This window comes from Nocardia sp. NPDC023733, assembly GCF_040639775.1.
Taxonomy (GTDB): Bacteria; Actinomycetota; Actinomycetes; order Mycobacteriales; family Mycobacteriaceae; genus Nocardia; species Nocardia rosealba.
The window spans coordinates 155,748-167,426 of record NZ_JBFAAN010000008.1 but is presented as its reverse complement, the minus strand read 5'-3'; the positions used below and the strand labels follow the sequence as shown (position 1 = coordinate 167,426).

The window sequence follows — 11,679 nt, the reverse complement described above, 5'->3', positions numbered from 1 at the left end:
CGACGGTCCCCGATCAGGGGACCGGGATCGGGGCCGGGTTGCAGTCGGCCGTCGGGCTCTCGCCGGACAGCGACTGCAGGATGCAGCCCACATTGATCTGGCTGCTGCCGGTCTCGGCGTGCGCGACCGGCTGGGTCAGCAGCACCGACGCGCCGGCGAGCATCAGGACGGAGATGGGTCTACGGAGATTCATGGCGTGATCCTCGCATGCTCCGGCGTGCCGAGATGCCTGGTGAGAGCCCCCAAATGCAGGGGCACGCCGCGATGTCGGGACCGCCGGATAAGCTCGCTGCCATGACCGACAACGTCCTGCTCGAAGGCCCCATCCATGCCGTTCATGTCGAACTGGGGGCGACCTTCGCCCCGTTCGGTGGCTGGGAGATGCCGGTGCAGTACGCGGGGACCGTCGGCGAGCACACCGCGGTGCGGACCACGGTCGGCCTGTTCGATGTGAGTCATCTTGGCAAGGCGACGGTGGCGGGGCCCGGCGCCGCGCGATTCGTGAACTCGGCGCTGACCAACGATCTCGGCCGCATCCGCCCGGGCAAGGCGCAGTACACGCTGTGCTGCGCGCAGGACGGCGGCGTGATCGACGATCTGATCGCCTACTACGTCGGCGACGACGAGGTGTTCCTCGTACCGAACGCGGCGAACACCGCCGCGGTTGTCGCCGAGCTGCGCAAGACCGCACCCGAGGGCATCACCGTCACCGACGAACACCGTGAGTACGCGGTGTTCGCGGTGCAGGGGCCCAAGTCCACCGAGGTGCTCGCCGCGCTCGGCCTGCCCACCGATATGGAGTACATGGCCTACGCCGACGCCGAATGGGACGGTCGGCCCGTGCGCGTATGCCGCACCGGCTACACCGGCGAACACGGCTACGAGCTGCTGCCGAAATGGGACGACGCCGAACCGGTGTTCCGCGCGCTGGTCGAACAGGTCCGTGCCGCGGGCGGTCAGCCCGCTGGACTCGGCGCCCGCGACACCCTGCGCACCGAGATGGGCTACCCCCTGCACGGCCACGAACTCTCCCTCGACATCACCCCCAACCAGGCCCGCACCGGGTGGGCCGTCGGCTGGCAGAAGCCGCAGTTCTGGGGCAAGGACGCGCTGGCGAAGGAGAAGGCCGACGGACCGCGGCGCACGCTGCTCGGTCTCAAAGCGCTCGACCGAGGTGTGCTGCGCCAGGGCCAGACCGTCCTGCGCGACGGCGAACCGGTCGGCGAGACCACCTCGGGCACGTTCTCACCCTCGCTGAAGGTCGGTATCGCGCTGGCCCTGCTCGACACCGACGCGAAGCTCGCACCCGGCGACGAGGTGGAGGTCGACGTGCGCGGGCGCAGGCTGCGCTGCGAGGTGGTCAAGCCGCCGTTCGTCGACACCAAGACCAAGTAACAGTTACCGCCCGATAGGATCGCATCATGACAGTCGCTGCACAGTTCACCCGTATTCCGCACCCCGCGCCCATCTCGGCGCAGCAGCGGGAACAGGTACTGGCGGCGCCCGGTTTCGGGCGGTACTTCACCGATCACATGGTGTCGATCGACTACACCGACGGTCAGTGGGGCAACGCGCGGGTCGAGCCGTACGGTCCGTTGTCGATGGACCCGGCCACCATGGTCTTCCATTACGGACAGGCGATCTTCGAGGGGCTCAAGGCCTACCGTCAGCCCGACGGCAGCATCGCCACCTTCCGCATCGACGCCAACGCGGCGCGGTTCCGTCGTTCTGCGGCCCGCATGGCGATGGCGGAGCTGCCCGAAGAGCTGTTCATCGAGTCGGTGCGGCAACTGCTCGAGGTGGACGCCGACTGGGTGCCCGCCGCCGGTGGTGAGGACTCGTTGTACCTGCGTCCGTTCATGTTCTCCACCGAGGCCGGTCTCGGCGTGAAGCCTGCTGCCGCCTACAAGTACCTACTGCTCGCCTCGCCCGCCGGTGCGTACTTCCCGCGCGGCGTGAAGCCGGTGCGGGTGTGGTTGTCCACCGAATACGTGCGCGCCGCACCCGGCGGTACCGGTGAGGCGAAGGTGGCGGGCAACTACGCCGCCTCCCTGCTCGCCCAGGCCCAGGCCACCGAGAAGGGCTGCGACCAGGTGGTGTGGCTGGACGCCTGCGAGCGTCGCTACGTCGAGGAGATGGGCACCAACAACCTGTTCTTCGTGTTCGGCACCGGGTCGCAGGCGCGACTGGTGACTCCGGAACTGTCGGGTTCGCTGCTGCCCGGTATCACCCGCGATTCGCTGCTCACCCTGGCCGCCGACTCCGGCTACCCGGTGGAGGAGCGCAAGGTCTCGGTGGAGGAATGGCGCAAGGGTGCCGAATCCGGTGAGATCAGTGAGGTTTTCGCGTGCGGAACCGCCGCCGTGATCACCCCCGTCGGCTGGGTGCGTTCCCACGACGGCGAATTCGCGATCGGCGGCGGCGAGCCCGGTGAGGTGACGATGGCGCTGCGCGACACGCTCACCGGTATCCAGCGCGGCACGTTCGCCGACACCCACGGGTGGCTGCGCAAGCTGTAATCGACGAAAAAAGAGCGGGCCCCCGGTGTGGGCCCGCTCTTTTTCGCTCATCAGCCCGGCATCAGGGCTTGCCACTGCTGTAGGGACTGGGGACGCAGCACGTAGTTGTTGTCGCGGACCGAGGACAGTTCGGCGCTCGGCGCCTCGGAGTACCAGTGGCCCGGGTAGACGACGGGATTGCCGTTCAGGCCGGCCAGGTGGCGCAGGCTGCGGAACATCTCGTCGGAGTCGCCGCCGGGAAAGTCGGTGCGGCCGCAGCCGTCGACGAACAGGGTGTCGCCGGAGATGAGGCGGCCGTCGAACAGGAAGCACTGGCTGCCGGGGGTGTGGCCGGGGGTGTGGAGCAGTTCGATGTCGAAGGCGCCGACCGAGACGGTGTCGCCGTTGTCGTGGCCGGTGAGCTCGCTCGGGGCGATACCGGTGGTCTTGGCTACCCAGTCCAGTTCGTGCTTGTTCACGTGGACGGGCACGCTGGTCTTCTCGAGCAGTTCGCGCACACCGCCGAGGGTGAAGCCGAGCATGGTTCCGCCGACATGGTCGGGGTGGTGGTGGGTGGCGAGGACGCCGCTCACGCGCATGCCGTCGGCGGCGGCCACCTCAACGAGGTCGGCGGCCTGGTAGGCGGGGTCGACGAGGAGGGTCTCGCCGGTCTCCCGATCGCCGATGAGATACGCGAAATTGCGCATCTGTGTCGCGATCGGATCGCCGACGGCGTAATCCCGGCCCGACAGCAGCTGACGGAAGTAGAGGCGCTCGGAAGACATGTCTTCCACTGTATTGCCACCGGTGTGCTGGCGATGCACCCGAGTACCGATGACCGGGCGGTCTGTGGGAGCGCACAACCGGCGAGCACCCCAGTTGTGAACAGTGCTGGTTTCACATAGTCGGATGGCGGGCAGTCAGAATGTCGTCGAGAAGCCAAGGGCGGCAAGAGAAGTCGTGATTTCCACCGTCGCGCCCAGAATGTCACCGGACATGCCACCGAAGCGGCGCACGCAGTGGCGGGTGATCAGGACCGATCCGGCCAGGGTCGCGATAACGACGACGGGGCCGAGCCAGAAGTTGCCGGGGAGGACGAACACGGAGCAGCCGAGCGCGAGGGCCGACCAGAAGATCACCGACGCGACCGGCTGGGTTCCTGCCACCAGGGTGCCGAAACCCGACTCCGGTGCGGCCGGAACACCACGTCGGCAGGCGATGACGACCGCGACCCGGCCGAGTGCGACAGCGAGCACGATCGCCCCCCACCGCCTCTCGTCCACGAGCGCGGCGAAGGCGAACGCCTGAATCCCGATCGCGAAGATCAACGCCGCCACCCCGAACGGCCCCGCCGACCCCGACTTCATGATCTGCCGCGCCCGCTCGGGCGGCCCATAGCTGCCGAGCCCGTCGGCGGTGTCGGCGAGCCCGTCGAGATGCATTCCGCGCGTGCACAGGGCGAGAAGCCCCACGGCGAGCAGGCCGGCGAGCGCGCTGGTGAGTCCGGTCCACTCGAACACCCACAGCGCCCCGGCCACCCCGCCGCCCAGCAGTAGTCCGACCAACGGCGCGAGCGTGATCGCCCGCCCCGCGACGGCCCGGTCGACCTGCGCCGGACCGCGAACGGGTGCGACAGTGAGCCAGGAGATCGCCAATCGCGCGGGGTTCACAACGTTGCGCGGCGTCACTTGACGAGGTCGACAGATACTTCGTCGGATGTGCTCACGCCCGCGTCGGCGAAGGTGGACATCTCCGAGAGGGTGGCGACGGCGGCGCGGAGGAGAGGGAGGGCAGTGAGGGCGCCGGAACCTTCGCCGAGGCGCATGCTCAGGTCGAGCAGTGGTTGCAGGCGGAGGTGTTTCAGGGCCAGGTCGTGGGCGGGCTCGGTGGAGCGGTGGGCGGGGAGCCACCATGCTTTCGCGCCTGCGGCGAGGTCCTCGGCGACCAGGGCGGCGGCGGTGACGACGACACCGTCGAGCAGGACGGGGGTGCGGCGGGTGGCGGCCTGGGCGAGGAAGCCGACCATGGCGGCGAAATCGGCGCCCGCCGCCACGCGCAGCAGTTCGACGGGGTCGGCGGCGACGGGGCGGGCGCGGCGCATGCCGTCGCGGATGGCGGCGACCTTGCGGATCCAGCCCGCGTCGTCGACACCCGTACCGCGTCCGACGGCGGCGACCGGTTCGGTGTTGGTGAGGGTGGCGACGAGGACGGTGGCGGGGGTGGTGTTGCCGATGCCCATGTCCCCGGCGACCAGCAGATCGGCGCCCGCGTCGACCTCCTCGTCGGCGATCGCGCGCCCGGCGGCGAGCGCGGCGGCCACCTCTTCCCCGGTGAGCGCGTCTTCACGGTCGATGGAGCCGGAGCTGCGGCGCACCTTGTGCTGGGAGACCGTCGGATCGGTGTCGCCGTCGACGGAGATGTCGGCGACCCGCACGGTCGCGCCCGCGACGGCGGCCAGCGCGTTCACCGCCGCCCCACCGGCCAGGAAATTCGCGACCATCTGCGCGGTGACCTCGCTCGGATACGCGGAGACGCCATGCTCGGCAACACCATGATCACCGGCGAACACCACCACCCGGGCACGTTCGAACTGCTTCGGCGGACACACACCTTGGCAGGCGGCGATCCAGTTGCCGAGTTCCTCGAGCCGTCCCAGCGATCCGGCCGGTTTCGTCAGCTGCGTCTGGCGCTGCTCGGCCGCGGCACGCACCTGCGCGTCGGGGGCCGCGACCGGGCCGAATCCGTGTGTCACTGGCAAGCCTTTCGACAAAGTGGTTCTTCGCTGCTCATCTTGCCCGGACCACGGCGTGCCGGGCGACCCCGGCTCATTTCAACCGGACCGGCAGCCCGGCCACGATCAGGAACGCCTCGTCGCACACCCGGGCCAACCGTTGATTCAGGGTGCCGATCTCGTCCCGGAACAGCCGACCCGACCGCGTCGCCGGGATGACACCCATGCCCACCTCGGGCGACACGATCACCAGCCGCTGCCGGTAGGCCGCGACGGCCGCCACGAGTTCGTCGCAGTCGGGGGTGACGGTGCCGCGCGGTGCATCCCAGGCGGCGCGGGCGTCGAGGCGGGCGGTGAGCCAGGTGCCGATGTCGTCGAGCAGTGTCGCGGGCGCGCCGGTGGTGAGAACCGTTGCGGGTTCGGTGTTCTCGACGGTCGACCAGTGCGCCGGGCGCCGGTCGCGATGGACGGCGACGCGCTCGGCGAAGTCGTGGTCGGCGGGATCGAGGACGGCGGTGGCCAGATAGCGCACCTCGATCGCCTCGGTGAGCAGTCCCTCGGCGAACGCGGACTTTCCCGAGCGGGCGCCACCTAGAACGAGGGTGCGTGAGGCAGTGGCCGACATGGCAGCACGGTAGCAATCGGTGCCATGGCGAGGCGCGGCGGTGGGCCGCCGGGATCTCAGGCTTCGCCGAGTGCCTGCAGGATCATCGGCCGGGCGTTGGCCAGCGACTGCTGCCAGTACGGCCAGGTGTGGGTGCCCGCGGTGATGTCGACGCGGGCGGGGATGCCGAGGGCGGTGGTTCGTTCCCGGAAGATGCTGGCCGCGATCACGGCCAGCGACTCGATGCCCATCGCATTGACGGTGTTGCCCACCGCGGAGCTCGCGTCGAGTGGGCCGGGCACACCGTTGCCCGAGGTGATGTAGAGCGGCAGGCCGCGCAGCAGTTCGGCCTGGACGGTCGCGTCGTTGCGCCGCCAGGCGGGATCACCGACCGGGCCCCACATGTCGTCGAGGTTGAAGCGGCCCTCGTCGAGCATGGCGGCGCGCATCGTCAGATCCCACCCCGGGAAGGTCGGGTTGAGAAAGCCGGAGAACGCGCCCGCGAACCGGAACTGGTCGCGGTGGTGCGCCGCCAGCGTCAGCGCGGCATTGCCACCCATGGAGGCGCCGACCACCGCGTTGTTCGTGCGTGAAACACCGTATCCGGCAAGGAAGTCCGGCAGCTCGCGGGTGAGGAACGTTTCCCACCGGTAGGTGGTGGTCTGTCCGTTGGTGCTGCTCGGGCGGTACCAGTCGGTGTAGAAACTCGAATGCCCGCCGACGGGGAAGACCAGAGTGACGTTGTCACCGGCGAATCGGTTCAGCACGTCGGTATCGGTGGTCCACTGGCTGTGGTCGCCCGGTGCACGCAAACCGTCGAGCAGATACAGCGCGGCCGAACCGCCCCGCGCCGCCCACCGCACCTGCACTTTGATCGGCCCCATGCTCGACGGAACGTGCAGTTCCTCGAAACCGCCTGCGGGCGTACGCAACACGGCGGCGGTGGGCACGGCCGCAGCCGTTGCCGAACCGATCGTCGACACCACCACAGCCGCAGTCACGGTCGCCAGGACCGTCCTCAACCGCGTGAAATTTCCCCACCCGCTACGAAACACCGTTCCAGCTGACCAGGTTCCCCATCGGGGGTCAAGTCACTCCGCCTTCTCGATGAACTGACGTGTTCACAAATTATGAACCGTCACAGGCGAATCTGCGCGAAGTCCCAAATGTATGGCTTGCCATGTATTGTTGGGTCGACGACGGAAGATGGGAGCGCAATGGACCGCGGTGACTCGCTCGGGTACGTGATCAACCACCTCGCGCGCCTCATGGAACAGGCGCTGCGCGACCGCATCGCCCGGCACGGGGTGGTGCCGGGTCAATTCGCACAACTGCTCGCGCTGTACGAGCAGGAAGGGGTCTCGCAGCAGCAACTCTGCGAGAAGGTCCGTATCGACCAGTCGACGATGGCGCACACGCTCAAGCGGATGGAGCGCGACGGCCTCGTCGAACGCACACCCGACCCCGCCGACGGCCGACGGGCACTGATCCACCTCACCGACCGGTCGCGCCGGCTCCGCCCCGCATTGGAAGCGGCGGCCCGAGAGGTGAACGCCCTTGCGACAGCGGGATTTTCCGACGCCGAGCGCGAAGAACTGCTGCGCCTGGCCGCCCAGGCGATCGGCAACCTCGAAGCCGATCGCGGCACCTGACGACCGAACAGAGGTACCCCATGCTCACTCGAATCCATCCCATCGCGGGCGTGATCGGACTGCTCACCATTCTCACGTTCTGGGTGTCCACGGTGCTCAGCGAACTCAGCGGATCGAAAGACGCCGTCGTCGCCGTGAAACAAGCCGTCCCGTGGGCGCTCCCGGTGCTGGTGCTCGCGCTAGCCGCGACCGGCGGCACCGGCTTCCGGCTGGCGGGAGCTTCGACGCTGCCCCTCATCGTCGCGAAGAAACGGCGGATGCCGATCATCGCGGCCAACGGTCTGCTCGTGTTGATCCCGTCAGCGATCGTCCTCGCGGTTCTCGCCGGGCGCGACCGGTTCGGGCCGCTGTTCTACGGTGTTCAGGCACTCGAACTCGTGGCGGGCGCCGTCAATATCGTCCTCATGTCGCTGAATGTGCGCGACGGTCTGCGCCTCACCGGGCGATACCGGACTCCGGAACAGGCGTAGTCGTTCAGTTTCCGGAGCCGAAACGCCTGCGGTACTCGGTGGGGGCGAGGCCGACCTGGCGCTGGAAATGGTGACGCAGCAGCGCGCCGGATCCGAAACCGCACTGGTCGGCGACGCGTTCCAGCGGCAGCTCAGTGGCTTCGAGCAGATGTTTGGCGAACAGGACGCGCTGCGTGGTGAGCCATTTGACCGGGGTGGTTCCGGTTTCGGCGGCGAAGCGGCGGGCGAAGGTTCGGGTGGACATGCTGGCGCGGGCGGCGAGTTCGTCGACAGTGTGTGGATGCGCCAGATTCTCGCTCAGCCAGGCGAGGAGGTCCGACAGGCCTGCGGCGTGGCATTCGGGGATGGGCTGCTCGATGAACTGGCGCTGACCACCGTCGCGCTGGGGTGGAACCACCATGCGGCGAGCGATGCCGTTGGCGGCGGCCGTGCCGATCTCGCGGCGGACCAGGTGCAGGCAGGCATCGATGCCCGCCGCGGTGCCCGCACTGGTGATCAGGTTGCCTTCGTCGACGAACAGCACATCGGGGTCGACCGTGGCCTCGGGGTACTTGGCGGCGAGGGTGTCGACGTAGCGCCAATGGGTCGTGCATTTGCGCCCGTCCAGCAGGCCCGCCTCACCTGCCAGGAATGCCCCGGAACAGACTGTGAGCACGGTGGCGCCCGCGTCGGAGGCCGCGCGCACCGCCTCGACGACCCCGGGCTGGTAGGCGTGTGCGGTGGTGAAGGGGAATGCCGGAATCGCGACGAGATCGGCGTTCAGGAGTTCGTCGAGACCGTATTCGGGTGTCACGGTGACGCCGGGAGTTGTCGAGCGCAGCGGCTTACCCGGCTCCGCCCCGCACACCCGGAACTCGAAACCGGGCAACCCGTCGCCGGTGCGGTCGAGCCCGAAAACCTCGCAGACGACGCCGAACTCGAACATCGCGAGCTTCTCGTTGAGGACGACCGCAACCCTGGACAGCATCACCCCATCCTACTGGCTGGATTTTTACGCACAATGACAGAACAGCCACTTTCGGCTGAAAACCAACGGGCGCAAAATTACTGCCATGCTTACTTTTCTGATCGTCCTCGCCGCCATCACCGCACTCGCCGTCCTCGCCGGACGTGGCACGGCGGGCGCCACCGGGGTCGTCGACCGCGACGCTCAGCGCATCGATGCCGAGCTCCGCGCGATCGCCGGCTATTCGACCGAGATCCGTCCGGGCCACTTCTGAAACAACGAATGCCGTCCCATCCGGGTGGATGGAACGGCATTCGCGCAGGTGCGGAAGTTATACCGCGTCGCCCGGGCCGACCCGGGGCTTCGGGGCACGCATCTTGCGGATCTGGGACGCGCGGACGAAGGCGTACCAGCCCAGCTTGAAACCGGTGTCGGTGGTCTCGGGGAACCGCTCGATCACCCGGTTGTTCACGATCCTGCCGAGCACGAAACCCTCGATGATCATGAACAGCATCATCACCAGCATGGCGAGAGTGATGATGCTGTTGAGCTGCGGCGCCACGAACATCGTCAGGATGAGCACCAGCGCCATCGGCATGAACAAACCGACCAGGTTGCGGCGCGCGTCGACCAGATCGCGCACATACGCGCGAACCGGGCCCTGATCGCGGGGCAGCAGGTACTTGTCCTCACCCGCCAGCATCCTGGCGCGCCGCTCCTGCACCGCGGCGCGGCGATCGGCGGCCGCAGCCTTACGGTCGGCGCGGTTGCCCTTGGCCGCCTTGCGGCGGGCCCGTGCCTCCTTGGCCGTCATCGGGGCGGGCGCCACCGGGCCGCGTCGTTTGCCTTCGGCGTCACGCCTTTTCGGGGTCGGGCGACCCTTACCCGGGGTGGTCGATGCGGGTGCGGCGGCGGTCTTCTCGACGTCGGGCACCGAGGGGTCGACGGACTCGTCGATGGTGCTGGACTCGTCGCGACGGAACAATTTCACGTTCACCAGGCTATTCGATGGGGTCGAGCAGGGGGAAACTCGGTCTCCCCGGCGGTGCCGGTGGTCTCACCGCCGAACCGATGCGAGCTGGATCACACCCGATAGGCGAGTAGTGTGGGCACGAGCACCCGGGGCGGGTCCACACGCGCCGGCATGGGTGGCAAAATGGAATAACGCAGCCGGTGCGATGTGTTGATTTCAGTCGTGCGCTGTGCACCTGAGGTCCGTTGACGGGCTGAGCCGAACTAGGAGTGTCCATGACTGTGCAGAACGAGACCGCCACCGAAACCCACGGTGCGACGCTGACCGACGCTGCCGCCGCCAAGGCGAAGGCGCTGCTCGACCAGGAAGGTCGCGACGACCTCGCCCTGCGGATCGCCGTGCAGCCGGGTGGCTGTGCCGGCCTGCGGTACCAGCTGTTCTTCGACGACCGCGTCCTCGACGGTGACATCGTCGTCGAGTTCTCCGGTGTGAAGCTGGCGGTCGACCGCATGAGCGCCCCCTACATCCAGGGCGCCTCGATCGACTTCGTCGACACCATCGAGAAGCAGGGCTTCACCATCGACAACCCGAACGCGACGGGCTCCTGCGCCTGCGGCGATTCGTTCAACTGAGGTCGGCTGCCGCGGGTTTGCGGGCTCCGTGAACCCGCGCTCACATGCGCCGCGACGACGTGGCGAGGTGACCAAGAGGTGAACTACCGGCGGTCACGCTTGCTACGGTTGAGGTCCGGGATCGGGTGATCCCGGGCTTCTTTGTTTCCGTCTAGCGCCGAAGGGGCTTCGCCTCGTGTCTGTAGCCGTGTCCGCGTCCATCGCCACCGACCACCTCATGCGTTTCCCCGGCAAATTCGCCGATGCGCTGCTCGCCGATCAGCTCGACCACGTGTCGCTGAGTTTCCTCGTCGACGATCTGCAGATCCGCCGCGGCGGCGTCGCGGGCAACATCGCCTACGCGATGGGCCTGCTGAAGCAGCGCCCGCTGCTCGTCGGTGCGGTCGGCGCCGACTTCGCCGAGTACCGGAAGTGGTTGGAGGACAACGGGGTCGACTGCTCGGCCGTGCACGTGTCGACCAAGTCCCACACCGCCCGTTTCGTGTGCACCACCGATGAGACGATGGCCCAGATCGCGTCGTTCTACCCCGGCGCCATGAGCGAGGCGCGCGAGATCGACATCGCCGCGATCGCCGCCGATCACGCGGTGGATCTGGTGCTGGTCGGCGCCAACGACCCCGAGGCGATGATCGCCCACACCCGCCAGGCCAAGGCGCAGGGCATTCCGTACGCGGCCGACCCGTCGCAGCAGCTGGCCCGCCTCGACGGCGAGCAGGCCGCCGAACTCGTCGACGGCGCCGCCTACCTGTTCACCAACAAGTACGAGTGGGCGCTGCTGCAGTCCAAGACCGGCCTGAGCGAAGCCGAGATCACCGCCAAGGTGGGCATCCGGGTCACCACCCTCGGCGCCGAGGGCGTGCTCGTGGTCGACACCGATGGCACCGAGGTCCGCGTAGGCGTGGTTCCCGAGCTGAGCAAGGTCGACCCGACCGGCGTCGGCGACGGTTTCCGCGCGGGCTTCCTCACCGCCCACCGCGCGGGCCTGAGCTTGGAGCGCGCCGCCCAGCTCGGCTCCCTCATCGCCGTCCTCGTCCTGGAAACCACCGGCACCCAGGAATGGACCCTCAACACCGAAGACGCACTCGAACGCCTCACCAAGGCCTACGGCCCCGAAGCCGCCGACGACCTGGCCGTTCTCCTCTAGCCGGACATCTTGAAACGACGAACGCCCCC

General features: G+C 68.3%; 15 protein-coding genes. 7 read left to right on the top strand and 8 right to left on the bottom strand.

Annotated elements, in window-relative coordinates:
* Positions 1-13: 13 nt before the first annotated feature.
* Complete coding sequence (locus AB0F86_RS25645; RefSeq protein WP_356986106.1) at positions 14-193, bottom strand: hypothetical protein; 180 nt, start codon at positions 191-193, stop codon at positions 14-16.
* Positions 194-294: 101 nt separating this feature from the next.
* Between AB0F86_RS25645 and gcvT the strand changes: the two genes are divergently transcribed.
* Together gcvT and AB0F86_RS25635 are read left to right on the top strand one after the other, a co-directional pair.
* Positions 295-1,395 (top strand): glycine cleavage system aminomethyltransferase GcvT, encoded by a 1,101-nt coding sequence (gcvT, locus tag AB0F86_RS25640; protein WP_356986107.1) that lies wholly within the window; start codon positions 295-297, stop codon positions 1,393-1,395.
* A 26-nt stretch (positions 1,396-1,421) separates the two neighbouring features.
* The gene (locus AB0F86_RS25635; protein WP_356986108.1) at positions 1,422-2,519 is read left to right on the top strand and encodes a branched-chain amino acid aminotransferase; all 1,098 of its coding nucleotides are present in this window, start codon (positions 1,422-1,424) and stop codon (positions 2,517-2,519) included.
* A 50-nt stretch (positions 2,520-2,569) separates the two neighbouring features.
* Here the strand turns inward: AB0F86_RS25635 and AB0F86_RS25630 are convergent, their stop codons facing one another.
* The 5 genes from AB0F86_RS25630 to AB0F86_RS25610 all read right to left on the bottom strand — a co-directional run bounded on the left by AB0F86_RS25630 (position 2,570) and on the right by AB0F86_RS25610 (position 6,834).
* Positions 2,570-3,283: an MBL fold metallo-hydrolase gene (locus AB0F86_RS25630; RefSeq protein ID WP_067643314.1), complete on the bottom strand. Its 714-nt coding sequence runs from the start codon at positions 3,281-3,283 to the stop codon at positions 2,570-2,572.
* 135 nt (positions 3,284-3,418) lie between these two features.
* Positions 3,419-4,186 carry an adenosylcobinamide-GDP ribazoletransferase gene (locus AB0F86_RS25625; protein ID WP_356986109.1) on the bottom strand — a complete coding sequence of 256 codons (768 nt, stop codon included), beginning with the start codon at positions 4,184-4,186 and terminating at the stop codon, positions 3,419-3,421.
* Positions 4,183-5,250, bottom strand: a complete 1,068-nt coding sequence (gene cobT / locus AB0F86_RS25620; RefSeq protein ID WP_356986110.1) for a nicotinate-nucleotide--dimethylbenzimidazole phosphoribosyltransferase — start codon at positions 5,248-5,250, stop codon at positions 4,183-4,185. The genes AB0F86_RS25625 and cobT overlap by 4 nt, the downstream gene beginning before the upstream one ends.
* A gap of 73 nt (positions 5,251-5,323) precedes the next feature.
* Positions 5,324-5,854: a bifunctional adenosylcobinamide kinase/adenosylcobinamide-phosphate guanylyltransferase gene (locus tag AB0F86_RS25615; protein ID WP_356986111.1), complete on the bottom strand. Its 531-nt coding sequence runs from the start codon at positions 5,852-5,854 to the stop codon at positions 5,324-5,326.
* A 56-nt stretch (positions 5,855-5,910) separates the two neighbouring features.
* Positions 5,911-6,834 (bottom strand): alpha/beta hydrolase family protein, encoded by a 924-nt coding sequence (locus AB0F86_RS25610; RefSeq protein ID WP_356986112.1) that lies wholly within the window; start codon positions 6,832-6,834, stop codon positions 5,911-5,913.
* 216 nt (positions 6,835-7,050) lie between these two features.
* Here AB0F86_RS25610 and AB0F86_RS25605 point away from each other — a divergent pair, with 216 nt between their 5' ends.
* Positions 7,051-7,485 carry a MarR family transcriptional regulator gene (locus AB0F86_RS25605; RefSeq protein WP_356986113.1) on the top strand — a complete coding sequence of 145 codons (435 nt, stop codon included), beginning with the start codon at positions 7,051-7,053 and terminating at the stop codon, positions 7,483-7,485.
* A 20-nt stretch (positions 7,486-7,505) separates the two neighbouring features.
* Positions 7,506-7,955, top strand: coding sequence for a hypothetical protein (locus AB0F86_RS25600; protein WP_356986114.1), 450 nt, complete (start codon positions 7,506-7,508; stop codon positions 7,953-7,955).
* A gap of 4 nt (positions 7,956-7,959) precedes the next feature.
* Here the strand turns inward: AB0F86_RS25600 and AB0F86_RS25595 are convergent, their stop codons facing one another.
* A complete protein-coding gene (locus tag AB0F86_RS25595) occupies positions 7,960-8,922 on the bottom strand; it encodes a helix-turn-helix domain-containing protein (RefSeq protein WP_356986115.1) in 963 nt (320 codons plus the stop codon).
* Positions 8,923-9,007: 85 nt separating this feature from the next.
* Here AB0F86_RS25595 and AB0F86_RS25590 point away from each other — a divergent pair, with 85 nt between their 5' ends.
* Positions 9,008-9,175 (top strand): hypothetical protein, encoded by a 168-nt coding sequence (locus tag AB0F86_RS25590; RefSeq protein ID WP_356986116.1) that lies wholly within the window; start codon positions 9,008-9,010, stop codon positions 9,173-9,175.
* 57 nt (positions 9,176-9,232) lie between these two features.
* On the opposite strand, the gene AB0F86_RS25585 is transcribed toward AB0F86_RS25590, so the two are convergent.
* Positions 9,233-9,835, bottom strand: coding sequence for a DUF3043 domain-containing protein (locus AB0F86_RS25585; protein ID WP_225282312.1), 603 nt, complete (start codon positions 9,833-9,835; stop codon positions 9,233-9,235).
* 314 nt (positions 9,836-10,149) lie between these two features.
* On the opposite strand from AB0F86_RS25585, the gene erpA reads away from it, so the two are divergent.
* Positions 10,150-10,506 (top strand): iron-sulfur cluster insertion protein ErpA, encoded by a 357-nt coding sequence (gene erpA / locus AB0F86_RS25580; RefSeq protein ID WP_067496006.1) that lies wholly within the window; start codon positions 10,150-10,152, stop codon positions 10,504-10,506.
* Between the two features lie 175 nt (positions 10,507-10,681).
* Positions 10,682-11,650: a carbohydrate kinase family protein gene (locus tag AB0F86_RS25575; RefSeq protein ID WP_356986117.1), complete on the top strand. Its 969-nt coding sequence runs from the start codon at positions 10,682-10,684 to the stop codon at positions 11,648-11,650.
* Positions 11,651-11,679: the final 29 nt, after the last annotated feature.